17 protein-coding genes are annotated in these 21649 nt (G+C 64.1%); 15 read left to right on the forward strand and 2 right to left on the reverse strand.

Features of this window, described 5'->3' with window-relative positions:
• Nucleotides 1-113: 113 nt before the first annotated feature.
• From KG104_RS03705 to KG104_RS03745, 9 genes are all read left to right on the forward strand, one after another.
• Entirely contained in the window at nucleotides 114-893 is a 780-nt protein-coding gene (locus KG104_RS03705) for a DeoR/GlpR family DNA-binding transcription regulator (RefSeq protein WP_207347315.1), read from the forward strand.
• Entirely contained in the window at nucleotides 890-2233 is a 1344-nt protein-coding gene (locus KG104_RS03710) for a family 4 glycosyl hydrolase (protein ID WP_207347316.1), read from the forward strand. Before KG104_RS03705 ends, KG104_RS03710 begins: the two co-directional genes overlap by 4 nt.
• Nucleotides 2234-2276: 43 nt before the next feature.
• Entirely contained in the window at nucleotides 2277-2876 is a 600-nt protein-coding gene (locus tag KG104_RS03715) for a phosphatase PAP2 family protein (protein WP_207347317.1), read from the forward strand.
• A 102-nt stretch (nucleotides 2877-2978) separates the two neighbouring features.
• Entirely contained in the window at nucleotides 2979-3476 is a 498-nt protein-coding gene (locus KG104_RS03720) for a hypothetical protein (protein ID WP_104055003.1), read from the forward strand.
• Nucleotides 3473-4465, forward strand: coding sequence for a hypothetical protein (locus KG104_RS03725; protein ID WP_207347318.1), 993 nt, complete (start codon nucleotides 3473-3475; stop codon nucleotides 4463-4465). Before KG104_RS03720 ends, KG104_RS03725 begins: the two co-directional genes overlap by 4 nt.
• Nucleotides 4416-4997: a hypothetical protein gene (locus KG104_RS03730; RefSeq protein WP_207347319.1), complete on the forward strand. Its 582-nt coding sequence runs from the start codon at nucleotides 4416-4418 to the stop codon at nucleotides 4995-4997. Before KG104_RS03725 ends, KG104_RS03730 begins: the two co-directional genes overlap by 50 nt.
• Nucleotides 4998-5002: 5 nt before the next feature.
• The gene (locus KG104_RS17965; protein ID WP_237686975.1) at nucleotides 5003-5434 is read left to right on the forward strand and encodes a hypothetical protein; all 432 of its coding nucleotides are present in this window, start codon (nucleotides 5003-5005) and stop codon (nucleotides 5432-5434) included.
• A gap of 361 nt (nucleotides 5435-5795) precedes the next feature.
• A complete protein-coding gene (locus KG104_RS03740; RefSeq protein ID WP_207347320.1) occupies nucleotides 5796-7907 on the forward strand; it encodes an FAD-dependent oxidoreductase in 2112 nt (703 codons plus the stop codon).
• A gap of 334 nt (nucleotides 7908-8241) precedes the next feature.
• On the forward strand, nucleotides 8242-9135 hold the full coding sequence (locus KG104_RS03745; RefSeq protein WP_207347321.1) for a DUF4352 domain-containing protein: 894 nt from the start codon (nucleotides 8242-8244) through the stop codon (nucleotides 9133-9135).
• A 52-nt stretch (nucleotides 9136-9187) separates the two neighbouring features.
• Here KG104_RS03745 and KG104_RS03750 read toward each other — a convergent pair whose 3' ends face one another.
• A complete protein-coding gene (locus KG104_RS03750) occupies nucleotides 9188-9685 on the reverse strand; it encodes a hypothetical protein (RefSeq protein WP_104055013.1) in 498 nt (165 codons plus the stop codon).
• A gap of 229 nt (nucleotides 9686-9914) precedes the next feature.
• Nucleotides 9915-11726 carry an FAD-dependent monooxygenase gene (locus KG104_RS03755; RefSeq protein WP_216202348.1) on the reverse strand — a complete coding sequence of 604 codons (1812 nt, stop codon included), beginning with the start codon at nucleotides 11724-11726 and terminating at the stop codon, nucleotides 9915-9917.
• A 232-nt stretch (nucleotides 11727-11958) separates the two neighbouring features.
• Here KG104_RS03755 and KG104_RS03760 point away from each other — a divergent pair, with 232 nt between their 5' ends.
• The 6 genes from KG104_RS03760 to KG104_RS03785 all read left to right on the forward strand — a co-directional run bounded on the left by KG104_RS03760 (nucleotide 11959) and on the right by KG104_RS03785 (nucleotide 21439).
• Nucleotides 11959-13317, forward strand: a complete 1359-nt coding sequence (locus KG104_RS03760; RefSeq protein WP_207347322.1) for an MFS transporter — start codon at nucleotides 11959-11961, stop codon at nucleotides 13315-13317.
• A gap of 80 nt (nucleotides 13318-13397) precedes the next feature.
• Entirely contained in the window at nucleotides 13398-14129 is a 732-nt protein-coding gene (locus tag KG104_RS03765) for a GntR family transcriptional regulator (RefSeq protein WP_207347323.1), read from the forward strand.
• Between the two features lie 733 nt (nucleotides 14130-14862).
• Nucleotides 14863-16785: a zinc ribbon domain-containing protein gene (locus KG104_RS03770; RefSeq protein ID WP_337925791.1), complete on the forward strand. Its 1923-nt coding sequence runs from the start codon at nucleotides 14863-14865 to the stop codon at nucleotides 16783-16785.
• On the forward strand, nucleotides 16785-17831 hold the full coding sequence (locus KG104_RS03775; RefSeq protein WP_216202350.1) for an SGNH/GDSL hydrolase family protein: 1047 nt from the start codon (nucleotides 16785-16787) through the stop codon (nucleotides 17829-17831). The genes KG104_RS03770 and KG104_RS03775 overlap by 1 nt, the downstream gene beginning before the upstream one ends.
• Before the next feature lie 226 nt (nucleotides 17832-18057).
• The gene (locus tag KG104_RS03780) at nucleotides 18058-20352 is read left to right on the forward strand and encodes a zinc ribbon domain-containing protein (protein WP_207347326.1); all 2295 of its coding nucleotides are present in this window, start codon (nucleotides 18058-18060) and stop codon (nucleotides 20350-20352) included.
• 121 nt (nucleotides 20353-20473) lie between these two features.
• The gene (locus KG104_RS03785; protein ID WP_207347327.1) at nucleotides 20474-21439 is read left to right on the forward strand and encodes a D-2-hydroxyacid dehydrogenase; all 966 of its coding nucleotides are present in this window, start codon (nucleotides 20474-20476) and stop codon (nucleotides 21437-21439) included.
• Nucleotides 21440-21649 lie beyond the last annotated feature (210 nt).

Genomic DNA, 21649 nt, shown 5'->3' on the forward strand with positions numbered 1-21649 from the left:
GATGCTGTGACTGATGTTGCATTGCCCTTGGGACGCTAACACGCACAATTGTGCAGAACAAGCACGAATAAAGTGCTTGAAGCTGGCTGATTTTGACTGTTAGGGTCACTTGCATGCTCACTGACAGCAGGCGGTCCGCCATTCTGCACCGGGTGCGGGAGGCCGGAAGCGCTTCGGTGGCGGACCTTGCCCGGCTGGTGGACGCCAGTGAATCCACCATCCGGCGGGACCTGAACACTCTTCACGGGCAGGGCCTGCTGCGCCGGGTCCGCGGCGGAGGCACCGGCGTCGAGCACCCCGGCGCAGAAGCCATCCCGGAACCCGACGCGGTGCCCTTCGCTGAGGTGGCTGCGCATTCGTCCTCCACCAAACAGCGGATCGCCGTCCGCGCCGCGCAGCTGGTGGGCGACGGCGACGTCGTCGTCCTGGACATTGGAACCACCACCGCCCTGATCGCCCGCGAACTCCGCGGCCGCCCGGTCACCGTGATCACCGCCAGCGTTGCCGTTCTGGATGAACTGCGCGGCGATCCGGCCACCGAACTGATCCTGCTCGGCGGAGTGCTGCGCCGTTCCTACCATTCGCTGGTGGGAACACTGACCGAGGAAGCGCTGCACCGGCTGCGCGCCACCATCTGCTTCCTGGGCACGTCCGGAGTGCAGCCGGACGGCACCGTCATGGACACCACCGGCACGGAGGTGCCGGTCAAACGGGCCATTCTCGGTACGGCTCCGCATGTTGTGCTGGTGGCTGATGAAACCAAATTCCCCGGGACCGGCGTCCTGCCGGTCTGTGCCGCGGCAGCCGTCTCCACGGTGGTCACTGCGGCTTCCTCCCACCAGCCCACCCTGGACGTGTTCCGGCGGGCAGGAAGTGACGTCATCACCGTATGAAACTGACCCTGATTGGCGGCGGAGGCTTCCGCGTGCCGCAGATTTTCGAAGCCCTCGCTGCCGAGGATGCCGCGGCCCGCGTCAGCGAGCTGTGCCTTTATGACACGGCGCCTGATCGGCTGGAGGTCATGCGTGCAGTCCTGGCGCAGCTGGCCGGAAACACCCCTCGTCCGCCCCGGATCACTGTGGAAACCGACCTGGATGCCGCACTGCGCGGAGCGGCCTTCATCTTTTCTGCGATGCGGGTGGGCGGCGCTGCCGGTCGCATTACGGACGAGCGGGTGGCCCTGGACCTGGGCGTTCTGGGCCAGGAAACGGTGGGCCCCGGCGGGCTGGCGTATGCCCTGCGCACCCTGCCCGCCGCCCGGAGGCTGGCCGAACGCGCCGCGGTGCTGGCCCCGGACGCCTGGGTCATCAACTTCACCAATCCCGCGGGCATGGTCACCGAGGCCATGCGGGCATCCCTGGGGGACCGGGTGATCGGCATCTGCGATACTCCGATCGGGCTGATGCGCCGCGCCGTGCACGCCGTGGGGTCCACCCCCGATGCGGTGGACTTTGACTACGTGGGCCTGAACCATCTTGGCTGGCTGCGCCGGATCTCGGTGGCGGGCGAGGACCTGCTCCCGGCCCTGCTGGCTAATGACGCGGCGCTGGGACAGATGGAAGAGGCCCGGCTGATGGGCTTGGACTGGGTGCGCGCCCTGGGCGCGGTGCCCAACGAGTACCTCTATTACTACTACTTCCAGCGTGAAGCCACCGAGCGCATCCGCACCTCCGCCGAAACCCGCGGCGAGTTCCTGGAACGGCAGCAGGCAGGTTTTTACCGGCAGGCACATCTGCACCCTGACAGTGCCCTGGAACTGTGGGAGCGCACCAAGCATGAACGGGAGGCCAGCTACATGGCCGAAAGCCGCCCGGAGGAGGAGCGCAACGGCCGGCAGGAGAGCGACGTCGACGGCGGCGGATACCAGGGCGTGGCCCTGGACCTCATGGGCGGACTGACCAACGGCCGGGCGGCAACCATGATCCTGAACGTCGCCAACCGGGGCACCGTGGCGGAACTGCCGGACGACGCCGTGATCGAGGTGGTGTGCGACGTGGACGCGGCAGGGGTTGCGGCACGCAAAGTGGCGCCGGTCCGGGGAGACATGCTCGGACTGCTTCAGCAGGTCAAGGCCGCGGAACAGCTGACCCTTTCCGCCTCACTGCACCGCGATCCCGTGCTCGCCTGGCGGGCGCTCGCCGCACACCCGCTGGTGGATTCGGTCACCGTGGCCCGCAAACTGCTGGACACGTACCGGCAGGCCATACCGGGGGTGGCTGCAGCGTTTGACTGAGGTGGCGCAACGCAGGCGGTGGCCTCTGGCCTAGAATCGAGTGATGTCTCAAACCCAGCAGATCCCTGCCACCGGCGTGTCCACCGTGGCCCGCATCGTCACCGAAACCACGGCACCTGCCGTACTGGTGGGGATTCTTCTGCTTCTGCAGCCCCTGCTCAGCCCCGGCGTCACCTGGCTGCAGGGCATCGTGGCCGCGGGATTCACCGTTGGCCTGCCCTTTCTCGGGATTCTCTGGCTGAAGCGGCGCGGTGCCGTGACCGACCATCATGTGGGAGTGCGTTCCCAGCGGGCACCGATCCTGGCCGCGTCCGCGGTGTCCATCGGCATCGGTGCGCTGGTCCTGGTTCTGCTAAACGCCCCGGCAGTGCTCTTCGGCGAAATCGGCGGAGTGTTTATCGGGCTGATGCTGTGCATGGCGGCAAATCTGGTGTGGAAGCTGTCCGTCCACTCCGCTGTGGCCGCCTATGTTGGCCTAACGCTGTTGGCGCCCATCCCGGTCTTCGGACCCGCGCTGGCCCTGATGCTGGCATCGGCAACGGGGTGGTCCCGGGTGAAGCTCGGGGACCACACGCCCACGCAGGTGCTCGCGGGGCATCTGGCCGGCTGCGTGGCCTTCGCCGCCGCGCTTCTGCTGCCCTGACAGTAACTTTTCCGGTTGTGGAACATCGGTTTTGGGATAAAGTCCTAACATCCAGTCTCTTCACAGGCGCGCATCACCGTGTGAAACAACGATGGGGAATTAATGGCAGTGCGTTTTAGGAAGTCCGACGGCGGGGAACGGACGGCCTCGAAAGCAGCGGTCGCGGCCCTGAACCTGGGCGGACACGTAACGTTCGATGAATTGCTGGAAGTGGTCACGGAAGCCCACGGAAAGCCGATTGAACTGCGCGACATTGACCATTCAATCATTCCCGCCGTCACGGGGCTCTGGATTGAAAAGGACAAAAAGTCCATCATCCTGCTGCCCGCCGGCGACAACCGGCTGCACCGCACCCACGCCGCGTGCCACGAGTTTGGGCACATTCTCCTGCGCCACCAGGGGTGCGGCGGGGTGGAGACGGCCATGCCGTCCGTCTTCCAGCACGTTGGCAGCCGCAAGGGCATCAAGCGGATGCTGGCCCGGTCCCTGGACTGGAACGAGACCGAGCGGGCCGCCGAGCACGTTGCCTACCTTCTGTCGCTGGCGCTGCTGCCCAACGGAAGCGAAAGCCCCAGCGACTTTGAGCGGACGTTCATGTGACGCTCCTGCAAATCCTTCCGATCATCGTTCTCTGGGTGATGGTCGCAATCCGGCTGCTGGGCCTGTGTTTCGGCTGGCGCCCGGGCATCCTGCCAGCGGTTTTCCTGGTGGCACTGGGCGCAACCCTGAACATCGACCCGGTGTACCTGGCGGTGGACCGGCTCCTGGGCGGCTGGAACCTGCTCAACCTCATGGTCCACCTGCTCATGGGACTGGGCATGACGGAGCTGAGCCGGCTGCTGCTGCGGGTTACCGGCCGTTCGAACCACGTGAAAGTGCTCATCAGCGTGGGGATTGTCCTTGCCTTGGCGCAGATCGTGCTCCTGGTTGTCTCGGATACCGAAGGATCTGCGGCCAGTTTCACGGACACCTTCGGTGACATCCCGACCGTGGCTTTATACCAGGCCAGCTTCTTTGCCTGGTTTGGCATCATCACCGGGTACACAGGCGTGGAAACCCTGCGCCGCAACCGGCGGGGAGAGTCACGGCCCTTCCGGATCGGTTTCGACATTCTCTGTGCCGGGTGCATGGCCGGCGTCCTGGCGGCCGGCACCAAAATGATCCAGATCGGCCTGGAGATCGGCGGCGGCGACAGATACAACAATGGACTGATCACCGGATACCACGTTCTGCTCGCTCTCATGACCGTGGGATTTGCGGTGGGCTTCATCCTTCCGTCCTACGAACGCATTCGGCAAACCTTCCGGGCACGGACCGACTGCGAAAGGGACCTTGCCGCGCTGCGGCCCATTATGGGTCGTCTGGTGCAGACACCTGAAGGCCGCCGGTCCATGGGAGCCGCCAACATTGTCCTCGACGCCCGCGCGTCCAAGGCCCAGCTGTACCGCTGGTTCATTTTCATAGGCGATATCCGGGTCTTGGATCCCGGGCTGCTGTCGCCGCAGGAAATCCGAGTCATTGATGAGATAGGCAGAAGAATTGAGCACAACAGTCCATCGGCGCAGCGTCCGGCTGTCCCTCGCCGCTAGCTGCTCCAAAATACTGCCGCCGGCTCTGGTGCTGACCATTCTGGTGCTCCTGGCAGGGATCAAGGCAGGGCTGGGGGCAGGCGGGGTGTTCCTGCTGGTGGCCGGCATCGTCGGCATTCCCGGTGCAATTTACAAAGGCACCAAGCCCGTGTTCCGGCGCCGCGGCCTGCCGGACAGCTGGCGGACCAACATCGTGGCGGTCCTGATGCTTCTCGGCACCGTTATCTGCTGGGCTATCCCTCTGAAGGCGCCGATTCCGCTGACCGTGGGGGCCTTGCTTCTCGGCAATGTAGGACTGGTGTTCTTCCGCCGCTGGCTTGACGTGTCAGCCCATGTGTCGGTCATGACCTTCGCCGTTCTGTGGATTCCGACATTGTTCGGGGGAGCCTGGGCATGGCTGTTGATACTATCGCCGTTGATGATGTTTAGCCGGGTTGTACTGCGCGAACACACCCGGAGTGAGGCGTTGTCAGGCGCAGCACTGGGAGTGGCAACTTTCTGCTGTTTTCTCGTAGCAATGACTTGGAGCTGAACTAAGTGGACGATTTTGGTCTTTCCCCGGAACGAGCCGCCGGCATCCGACGAGCCGAGACGCTCGCCAGAAAGATCAACCTCCTCTTGGACGTCATCATGTCCGACTCGGGAAAGCCGTATGACTACCCGGCCATCAGGGACGGCGCCCAGAAAGAGGGCTACTACCTTTCCCGTACCCGGTGGTCCCTGCTGAAGTCCGGAAAGGAGCAGGTTGTCCCGGACGAGGCGCTGCGCGCCATTGCCGCGGTCTTTGACGTGGACCCCGAATACCTGCTGCAGGAAGGCGGAAAGCTGCCCGAGAGGGTGGAGGCCGAGCTGGAATTGCTCCGCAGTATGCGCCGCGCCGAGGTCCGCAACTTCGCCGCCCGCGCCCTGGGCCCCGTTGACCCGGAGGCGCTGAGGGCCATCGCCAAAATCCTGGACGAGGACGAGTAGTCCGCAAAATTTCCCCAAAAAAACTTTGACCGCACGGGGGTCCACTGTTATCGTTCAATCATGTTTCACACATGTGTGAGACTTGTTTGAACCATATAGCTGCAGGCGGGGACGGCGGTCGACTGGGGGGTCACCTTCGTCCACGCCTGGGCTTATGGCGGCATCCGAGCTAAAGGCTTGGTGGACCACTAATAGTGGAACATCTGCTGCCTGTGGGGGGTCAGTGTGATGTTGCATGCGAAGCCAGCGGATTTCATCCGCTGGCTTCGCTGCGTTCTGGGCCTAATTCACGCCTGACCTCGCCCGCGGCGCGCCGCCGCCCGTCGTCGTCGTTCGGTGATGGGGTAGTAGAATTCATAAAGTGAAACTCAATTCCTTTTCCCATCTGATGGCACCGGGCACCATCGGTCCGATGGAAGCCCACAACCGCATCGTTCTGCCCGCAATGGATATGAACGTCTCCGAGCACGGCGAGATTGAACAGGCTGAGATTGACCACTATGTGGCACGGGCTGCCGGTGGCGCCGGCCTGATCATCACCGGCGCGTGTGCAATTGCCTTCCCCCATGGCGCGGCTTCCATGAAGGAACCGGGTCTGTCGGATGACAAGTACATTCCCGGGCTCAAAGCGCTGGCCGACGCCGTCCACGCTGCGGGCAGCAAGCTGTGCATCCAGTCCACCCACCACGGCAAGGTAGCCCGCGTGGACGTGGCCAATGACCGTCCGGTGCTCGCCCCGAACCAGCCGGGCTACAGCTATGACATGTCCGCACTGGCGGACAGCACCCCCACGGAACTCGGCAAGATGGGTGCCGCCACGGCCGGCAAGAAGATCATCTACCGTGACATGACCGCCGAGGACATTTCCTGGCTGGTCTCCACCTGGGTCGATGCCGCCGAGCGCATTGCCAAGGCCGGAGCCGACGCCATCGAGATCCACGCAGCCCACGGCTACATTCTCGGCGTGTTCCTGAACCAGCGCGACAACAAGCGCACGGACGAATACGGCGGATCGCTGGCCAACCGTGCCCGTCTGGCATGCGAAGTCATCAGCGCCGTGAAGGAACGCGTCGGCAATAAGCTGGCCATCCTGGTCCGCGTTGCCGGCGAGGAATACGGCCAGGAGGGTGGCCTGACCCTGCCCGAGGCCATTGAGGCCTCGAAGCTGTTTGAGCAGGCTGGCGCGGATGCCATCCACGTCACCGGCTGGGGACGGAACCCGTTCGACAACTTCACCGACGGCCCGCTGCCCAACAAGGTGGGGGCCTATCTGGAGAACGCCGCGGAGATCAAGAAGCACGTCAAGGTGCCGGTCATCGCCGTCGGCCGGATGCTGCCGAAGGTCGCCGAGAAGGCGCTGGCCGCCGGGCAGATCGACTTCGCCGCCATGGGACGCCAGCTGCTGGCCGACCCCGAGCTGCCGAACAAGATCCGTGACGGCAAGTTCGATCAGGTTCGTCCCTGCATCAACTGCTACCTCTGCGTCGCCGAGAACTTCTTTGACGACACTCCCTTCTGCGCGGTCAATCCCGCCCTGGGCAACGAGGCGCTGCTGCCGCTCAAGCCCGCTTCGCTGACCAAGCACGTCGTCGTCGTCGGCGCCGGGCCCGCGGGCCTGGAAACCGCACGGGTCCTGACCGAACGCGGCCACCGCGTCACCATCGTTGACAAGGCTGACCGGCTGGGCGGCACCATGTGGTTTTCCACCATGACCACGCCGGATAACGAACGCCTGCTGCGCTGGTTCAAGTCCGAAATCAAGCGGCTGAACATTGCGGTCAAACTGAACACTCCGGCCACCGTGGACACCATCCGCGCCCTGCACCCGGACCACGTCATTGTGGCCACCGGCGCCGTCCGCCCCAAGCCTGACTTCCCCGGCGGCGACCTGCCGAACGTGCAGACCGGTGACACGCTGCGCGCCATGATGCTCGGTACAGCCACGGCGGAGGAAGCCGGCGCGGTGCTCAGTACCCTGGGTAAGCTTGGCCGCCTTTCCGGCGTGACCAAGAGCCCCGAGTTTGTCCGCCAGTTCACCAAGTTCTGGCTGCCCATGGGCAAGGACGTCGTTGTTATCGGCGGGTCCCTGGTGGGCCTGGAGCTGGCAGAATTCCTGGCCGAGCGGGGCCGCAGAGTGACGCTGCTGCACGAAACGCAGCAGCTTGGCCTGCCGCTGGCCATGCCGCGCCGCTGGACCGCTGTGAAGGATGCCAAGGACCACGGCGTCAAGATCCACCGCAACGTGAAGATCACCCGCATCACGGAGAAGACCGTGGAGTGGACCGAGGGGGAGCAGAGCTTCAGCGCACCCGCCTCCATGGTGGTCTACGCGGACGGCACGACGTCGGCGGCCCCGCTCGCGGACGAGCTGCGTGCGGCGGACATCAGCTGCGACGTCGTTGGCGACGCCGGCGCAGTCAATTACATCCACGGCGCCATCCACTCCTCGTGGAAGGTCAGCACCGAGCTCTAGGGAGTTCCGGTGGAGGGGCGGGCAGCGAACGTTGCATTCGGACTGACCGCCCCTTGCACGCGCCTCCTCCTCGGCGCGCTCTGGGCGGGAGGCTCGGTTCATTCGAACCGGGCCTCCCGTCGTTGGGCGGGGGATCACCGCCCGGCTTCCCTGCGCGCGGGAGACTACCGTCACCGGTAAAGCGCTCGTTCGGGTGCGTGGGCAGAGGGAACGCCTTGCCCGCGCACCCAGGCGCTCCTACGGTTGAAACACCTGGACAAACCGACCCCGCAGCCCGGCAGGGACCGATGGATGTTCCCGCTTTCTGCAGCGTCCGAACCCGTGCGAGGCGATTATGGGAACACAGCCGAACGATCCGATGCCCGACTACGGCCAGGGATATCCGCCTCCGCCGGAGCCAGCCAATGATGGCAGGGGCCTCGGGCTGGCAGGCTTAATCCTTGGAGTCATTGCACTGGTGCTGTTCTGGCTTCCGCTGCTGAACTACGTGTCGCTGGTCCTGGCTTTGGTAGGTCTGGGGCTCTCGATTGCTTCGCTGGTGATTGTCCGGCGGAGAGGAACCCCGCAGGGCATGTCCGTTGCTGCTGTGATTGTCTCCTCGGTGGCCTTGTTGGCAGCCATCCTTGCCACCGTTTTCTGGAGCGCTTTGTTCAACTCGGTCGACGAAGAACTCGACAATCCATTGACCCCGGTCACTGTGACGCCAACAACCACCGCCACGGTCACCCAAACCGCCGCGCCAACGGCCACGGCTGATCCAACCATTCCGACGACAGGAAATCCGCCCGGCGCCGCCACGGCCGTTCCCAACAGGGAAATCCTTCCGCTGGGCACAGCCGCCGAAGTGGGAGATTACACCGTGACAGTTTCAGATGTAGAGCTCGACGCGACGGACTCAATTCTCGGCGTCAGCGAATTCAATGACCCGCCCGACGGCCAGTACGTGCTCATCACGCTCGACGTCGTCTACAACGGCACCGAGGAAGGTGACCCCTGGATCGATCTGGCCACCAGGTTTGTTGGGTCGGACAGCCGCCAGTACAGTCCATCGACCTGCCTCGCCATACTCGACCTCCCGGCGACGGACGTGCCAACTCTGGAAAACGGCGGTTCAGGCCAGTACGAAGTCTGCATGGATGTTCCCGCGGCAGCTATTCCCGGACAACGGGTATTCGTGGAGGACAACACCAGCTTTGACGGGTCGGAGGCCAGCTGGCAGACCCAGTAAACAACCTACGGCTGACTGACTAAACCTCCACCGGCGTCACCAGCGGGGATCACTAACGGCGGCGAACGGGACGGCGCGACGGGCGCTGGCCGGGTTTCGCCGTCGAACGCTCACCCGGCGGCAGGCCGCGCACCCGGCGCCGTCCGTCGCTGAGCAGGCGCACACCGTCGTCCAGGGTTTCGCGCAGTTCCATGAGTGCGAACTGATAGCGCTCCGGCTCACGGCTGGCTGAGCGGAGGTAGACAGTGCAGGCTGCCGCCATGCGCATGAGCACTCCGGTGTTGGCAGAGCCGCTGCGCAGGTGGGTGAGGGTTTCCAGGATCCTGTCGCGGGCGTCCAGCACCGTGGGACGCAGCCGGGCTTCGCCGTCGGACCCCTCGACCGTCTGCGGTTGAATCGCGGCTAGGGACCGCTTCAAATGCAGGTCCATGATCAGCGCGTTCAGAGCAACCGACTCGTCGCGGCGGTCGATGCCCGAACGGGTGCACCAGCCGGCGCCGATTCCCACGATGAGGCCGAGGACGGGCGCGGTAAATGCCAACCATTCCATGGGAGCCCTCCGGAAGAAGCGTCCTTCGACGGTACCTGCGGGCACCGATGGTGAGCCAGCGTTCGGGCAGGTTCCAAGACATGCGGGGACGAGATTCGCAGTGTCGTTCCCGGTCCGCCGCAGGATTGCTGCTCGCGGGTTAAGCGAAAGGATGTGCCACAGGCCCGAAGTAATCCCGGTCTGCGGCACATCCTTGGTTGCCGAGCCCTCCTGACTGCGTAGGGAGGGGTTAGGGGAGGGCGAGCACTGTCTTCAATGCCGCACGGAGCCGCTCTTGTGCAGTATCGGTTTCCCATTCCGCAGACTTTTGCCGCCACGCCACATAACCGTCGGGACGGACCAGAAGCGCCCCGGCCTCTTCGATTTCCGCAACCCGTCCCCAGTTCGCGTAGGGATCCTCAAAGCCCGGCTCCCCTATGACCACCGTGCGCAGATATGGCAGGTCAAGCCTTTCGGCGGCAGTCTTCCAAGCCTGGCCTGACAGCCCTGTGAAGAGGGTGAACTTTCCCCTACCCGAAACGTCCAGTGTCGAGACTCGGTGTCCGCCGGTGTTTACCAACCACGTGTGGGGGAGTTTGGCACCGGGCCGGGTCGTCGGCTGAACATACAGCTGGGGATCGCGGAGGAAAACCTCTTCACCCGCCTCCGGCTCCGGAATTACGGCAGCACTGGAATAACGCTGATTGAGTTCTACACCATGGGCATTGAATTCATAGTTTTTCAGCTCCAACGCCTTGCCTACTTCTGCCCGTAAAGCTGCGCCCTCGGGTGATGCCGCGCGAAGACGCTCGAGCCCGGCGTCCACAGTGTGCGTGCCGTCCTCCGCCAGCGTGTCGAAGCACTCGCGCAGAGGCGCATAGTCCAGCCGTGACTGGTTGGCCCGTGCGACAATCTGAGCACCCACGGGGACACGCTCCTCGTCATACGTCGCTAGCAGTCCTTCCCCTGCGTATCCCTTGACGGCATACGCCAGTTTCCACGCCAAGTTGAAGGCGTCCTGCATGCACGTGTTGGAACCGAGCCCGCTGCTCGGCGGGTGCCGGTGTGTAGCATCTCCGCCGCAGAAGACTCGCCCCGAGGACATGGTTAGGGCGTGCTGTTGATTGACGTACCACGTCGAAACGCCGTCTACCTCGACCTTCAGGTCGGGGTCACCGACCAGGGTTCTGATTTGCTGCGTGACGGCATCCAGGGACAGATCGGGTTCGCCCGCGTCCTTGTCGAATCCCCAGCCAGCAATCCACTCATTCCAGGGACGAACACAGCGAAGCAATCCCATCCCGATTTCGCCGAAGTTGGCCGCCGGGTTCATGATCCAGTGCAGAATGCTTGGCCGGTGGGCCACATACTGAGACAAATCGGCGCGGAACCTGACGTAAGCGGTGCCGGCGCGTGCAGTGTGCCCCACCAACTCAAGCCCAAGCTCCTGGGCAATCTGGCTCTTGGCTCCGTCGGCGCCGATCAAGTATCGTGCCCGCAGACTGTATTCGTGCCCGGTAGTGCGGTCCTGCAATTGGACGGTGACGCCGGAGTCATCTTGTTCATGCCCCAAATAACGAGTGGAAAATGCCACCTTCGCTCCCCGCTCGGCAGCATTTCGCACCAGCAGAGGCTCCATAAGGGTCTGGGGAATGTCAAGCATTGTGCATGGACTCGACAACAGATAGTCGCCGGAACGTTCGTCGCCGGTTCCCCAAGTCCGAAGGCGGGCAATTTCGGGCCCGGCCAGCGACGTAGTGAAAAGCGTGTCGCCCATCTGGTCCCAAGGTACGGCGTGTTGTTTTGCCTCATTCTCCAGCCCGAGGTCCCGCAGGACCTCCATGGTGCGCTGGTTGGTGATGTGGGCACGCGGTGTGTTGGCGAGCCATGACCATTGGGAGATCATCATGGTCCGCACTCCCAAGGTGGCCAGAGCCAACGCTGCCGTTGCTCCGGTCGGTCCGGTGCCCACAATGAACACGTCCGTGTCGTAAGCATCTGACGCGGTCGCCTGGTCCAAGCGGTCGGCGGCACCGGAGATGTCGGTGAAGTTCTGAGCCACAATTTCTCCTCAAATGGTCAAGCAACAGCCTGAGATACTAGCATGCTAGTTGGCGGATTTGTGATCCATGCCTCACGCCATGTCTGTTTTGCATCATGTGATCGGCGCCACTATGCTGGGCCACTGCACGCTAGCATGCCAGTGAATGGGTACGTGCTTTGCGCGGCACTTTGTATCCAGCCCTTATGCCCAAGCTGACATCTCAGCGCATCTCAGCACCTGAAGGAGAATCATGTCGAAGACGACGCCGGCTTCCGCCCTTGGCGCAAGCCCCAGAAAGGTGGCAACGGCCAGCCTGATCGGCACCACGGTTGAGTACTACGACTTCTTTATCTATGGAACGGCCGCCGCGCTCGTATTTCCCAAGCTGTTCTTTCCCGAGTCCAGTCCTCTCGTGGCCACGATGTTGGCCTTCGCCACCCTCGGCGTGGGATTCCTTGCCCGTCCGCTCGGCGGTGTTGTTTTTGGTCATTTCGGGGATCGGGTGGGCCGCAAAAAAATGCTTGTCATTTCCTTGGTGGGAATGGGAGCAGCCACCTGCCTAATGGGCGTCCTGCCCACATACGCCCAGATCGGCATAGCAGCACCGATTTTGCTTACCTTGCTGCGGTTGGTTCAGGGTTTCATGGTTGGCGGCGAATGGGGCGGCGCGGTGCTCATGGCCGTTGAGCATGCACCGCCGGGTAAAAGGGGCTTCTATGGTGCCTTCCCGCAGACCGGTGCGCCGGCTGGGGTCGGGCTGGCGACAGTCGCGTTCCTGATTGTGTCCCAACTGCCCGACGACGAGTTTCTTGCCTGGGGCTGGCGCATACCCTTTCTGATCAGCGCCGTCCTCGTTATCGTTGGCCTCTTTATTCGCCTTAGCATCTCCGAAAGTCCTGCCTTTGCCGCTGCACGCGAGGAGCAGGAACTCGTGAAGATGCCCTTTGTGGAGGCCTTCCGGCGCCATTCAAAAGAGATTTTCCTGGTTGCCGGCACATACCTGAGCCAGGGCGTGTTTGCCTACATCTGCATGTCCTATTTCGTTAACTACGGCACCACGGTTACTGATATCACTCGGACGCAAGCGCTCGGCGGTGTTTTTGTGGCAGCGGTGGTCGCATCCATCCTCTATCCGCTGTTCGGCGCGTTGTCGGACGCGATTGGCCGCAAAACGGTTTACCTGATCGGTGCCCTGGCCATGGGGTTGTGCATCTGGCCCGCATTCACGCTCATCAATACGGGAAACCCGTGGCTTTTCATGCTCGCGGTGGTACTGGTCTTTGGTGTTGCCATGTCTCCCGCCGGTGGAGCAACCGGCGCGTTGTTTTCCATGGTCTTCTCACCGGAGGTGCGCTATACGGGGTCCTCTGTCGGATACACCATTTCTCAGATCTGCGGAGCTGCCTTCGCGCCCATGATTGCCACTGCTCTGCTGGCTTCCACCGGGACCAGCAACTCGATCGTGATCTACATGGTTGTGGCTTCGCTTATTTCGGTGCTCTCCGTAGCAGCGCTCCCTGGCGGTTGGGGCCGCAGGGAAGCCCTTCGGCAGCTGCAGCAGGGTGAAGCGGAAACCTCCGGGGCCGCAGCTTCCCTCAGCAGAGTCTGAGCATTTCATTCGAGCGCGTCCCAGCGTGCGGCGGAAGCGGAGATGTCCGGCTTCCGCCGCACTTTGGAGATACTGGTTCCATGACTCATGAGCTCCAACCGGCATCGCCCAGGCCCTTGCGCACCAGAGGCCGGCTGTCCGGGCACATGTACGAGACCATCAAAACAAGGCTTTTGCAGGGAGCCGTGCCTGCGGGCGGACGGTTGTCCGTGGAAGCACTGCGCCACGAGTTCGGGGTCAGCAAGCAACCGGTAATGGAGGCGCTTCGCCTGCTGGCAGGCGACGGCCTGGTGGAGATTTTTCCCCAGATAGGATGCGTGGTCTCCACCTATTCGGCTCAGGAAGCCAGCGATTTCTTCCTGATGTTTGCAGGGCTGGAGGGGGCCGTTGCTGCCGTTGCAGCCAGTCGCTGCACGCCCGCAGCATTGACGGAGCTCGATTCTGTGTCCGTCCGGATCCGGGAACTGAGCCGGAATCCTGACCCGCGGGTTCAATCACAGGGCTATCTGACGCTCAACCGGGAGTTTCACGAGAGCATCCACCGGATGTCCGGTTCGCGGATTATTTCCGATACGAGCCGCCGGATGTGGGATCTCAGCGACTTCCTGATCAACACGGGCGCAGAAACCCCACTGGCCTTCGCTTCCGTTGAGACGCGTCAGGACGATCATGACGGAATCCGGCAGGCTCTGGCGGCGCGGGATCCTGAAGCTGCGAAGTCAGAAATGGAACGCCACATTCTGGAAACCGTGGATCTCCTTCATCCGCGCTCACTCCAGGCTGCCGGCAAAGAAGTCACAAACCTCGAGTGAGTTCTGGCGCCCGGCAAGACTTTGACACTGGGCGTGTAGCTGAGCCACACCGGCATGCGGGGACGAGATTCGCAGTGTCATTCCCGGAAGTTACGGCTCAGGACAGAACCTGTCCGCAACTCTCTCTGCTGCGCCTTCGGGCAGGCCTAGCGTGAATTATCCGGGCCGAGGAGGTGAGACAGATGGGCCTGATGGAAATAGAAGTGGCGAAGACGCTGCAACAGGAGCACCTGGCGGCAGCGGATCGCCGGCGGAGGCTAAGAGACCGCCAGCGCATGGCACATGAGCAGCAGGACCTTGTGGGCGGATCAAACACGAGCACGAGAAGGCCGAAGGTGGACTGGCCGGTGTTCTCCGTCCGGATTGGCGGGTTCGAACTGGTTGCGTTCCGAACCGTGCAGCTTGGACCTTGAGACCCTCCGGTACAGCAGCGGCCGGCGCATGCATCATTTGCCGACAATTTACTTATTCCGATGCTTCTCGAATTCCAGGACGGGTTCCTGCGGCGCCTGTTTTCCTGCTGAGGGGTGGAATCCTGTTAGGCTCCTCGCTGGAATAGTTTTGTGTTGTTGGGGGAACGCACTCGTCGTTTCCCCGTTTTGCTGGGGAAATGCAAAACGAGTTTCCCCAAGGTGCCTACGCTCAGACGCGGGCGGCTGCCCGGCTATTCCCCGAAGGTTTTTGTGCGCATGCCGGACCTTCGAATGACCAACCATCATCAAGGGGGATTGCCATGAAATTCTGCGGTCAATGCGGGCAACAACTGATTCCGGAAGCCCGTTTTTGTGTGAGCTGCGGAGCCGCGGTACTCAAGGTTCCGACGACGGCGTCATCCGCGGCCGGCGCCGCCGACGCAGCCGTTCCGGACTATCAGCGGCAGCCCGAATATGCCGCTGCCGGCGGTCCCGTCTCAGGACAGGGAGCTGCGATGGGGGAGCGGAGCATTCCGGGGGAAGGATCCACCGCATCGCAGGATTATTCCCCGGCACAGCCGTCCGCTGCGGGTGCGGCCGGGGTCCGGAAACCAGCCAGCGCCTTCACGGGTATTCCGCTCAGCGACTACGTCCGCGACGGCGCCGCCGCCCTGGCCCTGATTATGTCCCTGTTCATGGCGTGGAGCTACGGCAGCGACGGAACATCCAAGTCAGCCACGCGGGTGGACGTAGTTCTGATCACCCTCGTCAGCCTGCTGTCCCTGGGTCTGAGCTATGTCTGGCGGGCGGGCGTTTTTGGGCCCGCGACAGGCTACCGCAGGATCCAGGACCTCAAGCTGCTGGCCAATGCACCGTACGTGCTCATGGTTCTGGTCTACACCGCACTCAGTCTGACCACTGCCGACCGTTTCGACCCCGGCGCCGTTGCCGCTCTCGGTCCGGCTGTGGCCTTCGGGCTTGCCGGAGCACTGCTGGCGGCGCAGCCGCGACGCGCCGAAATTGCGCCGGGGGCCGTGGATGAGTCCCGGAACCGGCGCTGGATCCACGTCACCCTGGGTGTTGCCGCGCTGGCGGCCGTGGTGGCCCTGGTTCAGATCATCCGTTACTGGGCGGCCTACAGCGGCTCAGGGTCCTCCGGCTGGGGAATCGTGGCCACACTGATGGCGCTGGCCAGCCCTGCGGTCCTGTTGATCATCGCCGTCCGGGTTCATCAGCGGTCCGACGGCTGGCGGCGGGCGGGTGTTGCCCTGGCCCTGGGCTCCGGTTTCCTCTCGCTGCTGGCCCTGTTCGAAGATCTGACCCTTCTGCAGCTGTCCGTCACGGCCTTTGTCCCCGGCTTCTCCCTCCTTTTCTGGATGGCGTTTGGAGCCGCCGTATCGGCTCCGTCGGTGGCACGTCTTACCGAAGCGTCCCAGGTTGCCTCCACAGACACCCGTAACACTTTGCAGCCGCTGCTCTTTCTGGCGGCAGGCCTCAGCGCTGTCCTCGCCCTGGGATCGGCCGTCACAGTCATTACGGTCGCCGTGGGTGGCTACTCCGGTGGACTCGTTCCTCAGGTGATTGCACTGTTCTTTGGCCTGCTGCTCACGGCAGGAGCCATCCTCACCCTGCGCCTCACGGGCAAGGATCCCCGTTCCGCCTACATCATGCCCAGCGGTTACGCCGGACTGCTGGTTGTCCTGGGCCTGGTGCTTCTGATCGTGTGGGTGGTGCAGGACGAAGACTTCTATCTTGGCCCGGTCATCATGCTGCTCACCTTTGTGGTTCCGGCCGCACTCCTGGCCGCGCTGTGGCTGCCGGCCGCTTCCCGTGAACAGTTCCGCCGCCTGCCCGCAGCCGCCGGATCCGAAGCGTCCGGGTTCAGCTTTGCCGGCGCACCTGCCCAAGCGCCTGCCGAACCCCAGCGGCCGGTGACCGAAGCAGAAGCAGGATCCCCGGCGGACAAGGGCGACCGTGCATCTGAGGAGACGGCCCCCGTGGACAGAGGCACAAACCCGGCGCAGTCCGCGCCGGCGGCCGCCGCCGTCGTCGTCGATCCTGACGTTCTGACGGAGGCCGCCAACCCGGGAACTCCGCTGGCACGGCTGCAGGAACTCGCGGCGAACCATCCGCTGGCCCGGCCCGCGGTGGCGGCCAATCCTTCCACGTATCCGGCCCTTTTGGCCTGGCTTTCAGAGCTGGGCGATCCGGCAGTCGATCAAGCGCTCCGCCAGCGCGGTTGATGAAGAGGGCTGCGGCCGGTGCGATGCCGCCGCTGCCACGGCTGCCGCTGGGTCTGCTGCTGGCGGGAACGCTGCTGGCCGGTTGCTCGACCGGTCCGGCGGTCGACGGCGGCACACCGTCAGCGGCTTCCTCAGCGGCTAAAGATATATCTGCCCCCGATGCCGATGCCGATGCCGCTGCCGCGGACACCGGGGAACGCCTGGCGGCTCTGCTCGGGAATACCGGCGGTCCGGCGGATGTGGTCCTGCTCGGTGATTCCTTCGCCGCAGGTGAAGGCGCCGGCTCCTATCAGCCGGTGGACGGGGTGGCCGACAGTCTGTGCCACCGCAGTGCGGCCGGGCTGTTGTCCGCACCGGGCAACAGCACCGTTATCCACAACGCCGCCTGCTCGCGTGCCCGGATTTCCGCCCTGGGCTCGGCCCAGCAGATGCAGGGCCACGGAAACGCTGGCGTTCCCGCGCAGCTGGATCAGCTGCGCGGGGTCCGTCCGGATCTGGTGCTGCTGTATATCGGCGGCAATGACGCGGGTTTTGCTGAACTGCTGCAGGCCTGCATAGTCGAGGACACGTCGTGCGCCGGGGACGCCGTGCTCCGGCAGGCAACAAAACAGACACTAAGGGATTTGCGGGCTCCGCTCACCCAGCTGTACACCGAGCTTGGCGCGTGGGGGGCACCGGTTCTGGTCCTGCCGTATCCGCGGCTTTTCGACGCGGCGCAGAACCCGGGGCAGGACGCCTGCGGGCGGCTCACCCCGGAGGAATTGTCCTTCGGGCTGGACATCACCGATGCCCTGAACAGCACCATCGAACAATCGGTGGCGGCTGCCGGGCTGCCCAACGTGCGGTACGTGGACGCGCTGGAGGACTCCTTCGCCGGCCGCGGAGCCTGCAGCGCCGATCCGCTGGTGGTCACCGCCCGCCTGGGGCCGCTCCTGAACGCGGCAGCATCCGTGTCCGCTGCCCAGGAAGTCCTGCATCCCACCGAGGAAGGTTACCGGGTACTGACCGGTGATCTCCTGCAGTGGATGGAGGACCACCCGTCGTAGACAATGCGGTTGCTGCCGAAAATGGCCGCGCACAATTCCGGGGACAAATTCCCTTCCGCGGCGGAACGGTTTCTTCAATGCGGAAGAACGGATTCGGATATCCACAGGCAGCAGACGTGCTTTTCGGGCCCCCATTAGCTTCTGTTAGGCTCAAAATATTGCACTGTAATTTCCGGGGGGTTGTCACTCTGCATGCCCCGGAACTGATCATGGGGGAAACAAAATAATGAACTTCTGTATGTCCTGCGGCACTAAACTGCAGCCGGAGTGGCAGTTCTGTGCCAACTGCCGGCGGCCCGTCGATACCGCCGGTTCACCGCAGGCCGCGGGGACAGCCACCGGAGCCGTTTCGGTGACGCCGGTTCCGCCGGAGGCTCCGGAATCCGCCGCGCGCCAGCCGGAAGCAGCATCGCCGGCAGCGGCGCCCCAAACCCAAGCAACCCAACCCGGGCCGCCCCAAACCCAAGAGGCCCAGGGTGCAGCTGCCTCCACCGGGGCCACCCGGATCATTGAAACCGGCGGACCGGGCCACGCCGCGCCCGCGCAGCCCGGCGGCGGTTACGGGGCTCCGGCCGGCGGGGACGGTCACAGTGGACCGCCCAGCAGCGGCGGGGGAGACGGCGGCGGCTCAGGTCCGGAAGGGCCGGCAGACGGTGACACCCCGGAATCCGGCAAGAAGACCAACCGCAAGGCCATCATCCTCGGTGCCGTCGCCGTCGTCCTGGTGGCAGTTGGCGTTGGAACCTTCCTCTTCATCCAGAACATGATCCGCGGCGGAGCCGGCTCACCCGAGCAGGTTGCGGAGAAACTGATCGAATCCATCGAGACCAAGGACGGCATTCGCCTGGTCACTATGGTGGCACCGGCGGAGCGTGAAGCCCTGGACAAGTTCCAGGAAGGATTCATGGACAAGGTCGAGGAATTCGGCATCTTCGAGGCCGCCAACAAGGTGGGCGAAGATTCCGTTGAGGACGAGTTCGACGACGAGATCAACCTTGACGGCATCAGCGTCACCTTCGAGAACGTGGAACCCACGGTGACCGAAGTGGATGACCAGCTGGCCGTCCTGAACTTCTCCTCGGGAACCGTGCGGCTGCAAATTGATCCGGAACAGACCACCGGAGCCGTCCGCTCAGGTCTGGAAGCCTCCGGCGAGATGGAACCCGTTGACGAGACCGCTGACCTGGCGGATCTGGACATCGAGGGCGAGGGCCTGCGCGTGGCCGCGGTGAAGGACGGCGGACGCTGGTACGTCAGCCCCATGTACAGCGGCCTGGAACTGGTTCTCCAGCTCACCGGCAACGAGCGCGGTTCGCTGCCCGAACCCACGGACGGCGCCGACTCGCCGGCCGAAGCGGCCCAGGCCCTGGTGGGCGCGGTACCGGGAATCCTGGACAGCGGAAAGTTCACGGATCTGGGCAAGTACCTCATGAGCTACGAAGGCAACGCGGTCCACTACTACGGCGGCGCCCTGGACGAAGCCATGGACGGCGGCATCGACTCCGGCCTGGAGATCACGGCCAACACTTTCAAGGACGCCGAGAAAGACGGCGACCGCGGCCGCGCGCTGGTGGAAGAACTGAAAATGGAGGCCGACGGGGACGCCCTGTCCCTGACCGCGGACTGCATGGAATCCGGGCCGGAGAAATACTGCCGCGGCGAGTCCGGTTATGTGATGACCAACGGAAGCTTCGACGACGAAGCCATCATGCGCGCGTTCCCGCAGCTGGGCCTGTCCAGCGTCAAGGAAGACGGCAAATGGAAAGTCAGCATCATGGACACCACCACCGACCTGGCCCTGCAGTGGATGGATACCATCACCCGTGAGCAGGCCCTGGCCATGCTGGACCTGGCCCGGAGCGAGGATGCTGCCGGAACCATGACCCTGGACGAGGAGACGGATCTGGAGTTCAACTCGGCCGGCTACGCCGTGATGACGCTGAAGCTGGAGGAGGACACCGCGCTGCAGGGCGAGGGCGGCGGGGACAGCTACAGCAGCTACACCGTCTATTCCAAGGACGGCAAGGAAGAGATCACGTCATCGGATGAGCTTTTCGCTGATGAAACTCCCGCCGGAGAGTACAAGGTGGTCATCTTCGCCGGTGATGAGTGGGCCGACGAATTCGCCGCCAAGGGCAACGACGTCAAACACTCCGGATCCGTGACAATCCAGGAACAGGTGGCGCCCTCCGCGATCGACGGTTTCGAGACGCTGCAGTACAACTACCTCACCCTCGACGAATACCCCGGTCCCACCGAGACACACGTCCTGGACGTACCCAAGGGCGCCAACGTGGAACTGGTGGTCACCGCCGAGGGCTACATGGGGGCCTGGGACAAGCCCGGATCCCTCGTGCTGACCCTTGACGGGAAAACGCACAAGGTACCCGTCACCAATGACGACGAGGAACTGACCATTCCGCTGAGCGCCGGAATGGGACAGGAACTTTCCGTGGAGCTGGTGAAGGGTGACGGCAGCGGCGAAGAGGTCGACTACACGCTGGAACTTGTCACCAAGTAAGTTGCCGGCTGTCTAGCCGCAGTCCCTCAGGAACCGGCCGGTGCCCTTCGCACCGGCCGGTTCTTTCTGTCCGGCGGCATTCCTTTTATCCGGACGCCGTCCTGCCCTTAGGGTTGAACCCATGCAGCCTCAACCCGTCATCGCAGTCCTTGCCGGTAACGAACCCGTTCACGGGCTGGCCGCGCTTGAGCAGGTTGCCGAGGTCCGGATCACCGGCGCCGCGGGCCTGCCGGAAGCCCTGGCCGGGGCGGACATCCTTTACCTCTGGGACTTCTTCGCCGACGGCGTCCGGCAGGCGTGGCCGGCCGCGGACTCGCTGCAGTGGATCCATGTTCCGGCCGCAGGGGTGGATAAGCTGCTCTTCCCCGAGCTGGTGGCCTCCGACGTTGTGCTGACCAATGCGCGCGGAATCTTTGACCGGGCCATGGCCGAACACGTGCTGGGAGCGGTGCTGCACTTTGCGAAGGACTTTGGCCGGGCAGCGGCACAGCAGCAGCAACGGCAGTGGCAGCGGTACCCCACCACGGATCTGGCGGGGGCTTCCGTGCTGGTGGCCGGCACCGGCAGCATTGGCCGCTGCACCGCCGCGCTGCTCACCGCCGTCGGGATGCGGGTGCAGGGCCTTGGCCGCACCGCCCGCACCGGCGACCCCGACTTTGGCACGGTCCATGCCAGCGAAGATTTCGCCCCCGTCGCCGGAAACTTTGACTACGTGGTGCTGGCCGCGCCGCTGACGCCGGCAACCCGGAAGATGCTGGGCCGTGACGTACTGGCGGCGATGAAGCCGACGGCGGTGCTGGTCAACGTGGGCCGGGGAGCCCTGGCCGATGAGGCGGCGCTGGAGGACGCGCTGCGCGCCGGAAAATTGGCGGGAGCAGCCCTGGATGTCTTCGAGACCGAGCCGCTGCCAGGACACAGCGGGCTGTGGGAACTGCCGAACGTGCTCGTCACCCCGCACCTCTCCGGAGACGCCAACAAGCAGCTGCCGGCGCTGGCGCAGCAGTTCGCGGACAACCTCGACGCCTGGAAGGCGGGCCGGCCGCTGATGAACGTTGTGGACAAGAACCTGGGGTTTGTCGCGTCGTAGTCCGTAGTCCGGCCTGGAAGCGGCATTGTCTGCACACTCGGCGGGGTGTGGGGCATTTTCTCGACACTCGATTGAGCGCACCACCCGATCCGACAATTTCTCCTACCCGTTGACCCTGCACCGCGCCCGGACAAGACTGGGACGGACGCCGACGTCAATCGCCGGCCAAGTTGAGCCGGCCAACTTGAGCTGGCCGAATTCAACGGGGAA

Source organism: Arthrobacter sunyaminii (assembly GCF_018866305.1).
Lineage (GTDB): Bacteria > Actinomycetota > Actinomycetes > Actinomycetales > Micrococcaceae > Arthrobacter_B > Arthrobacter_B sunyaminii.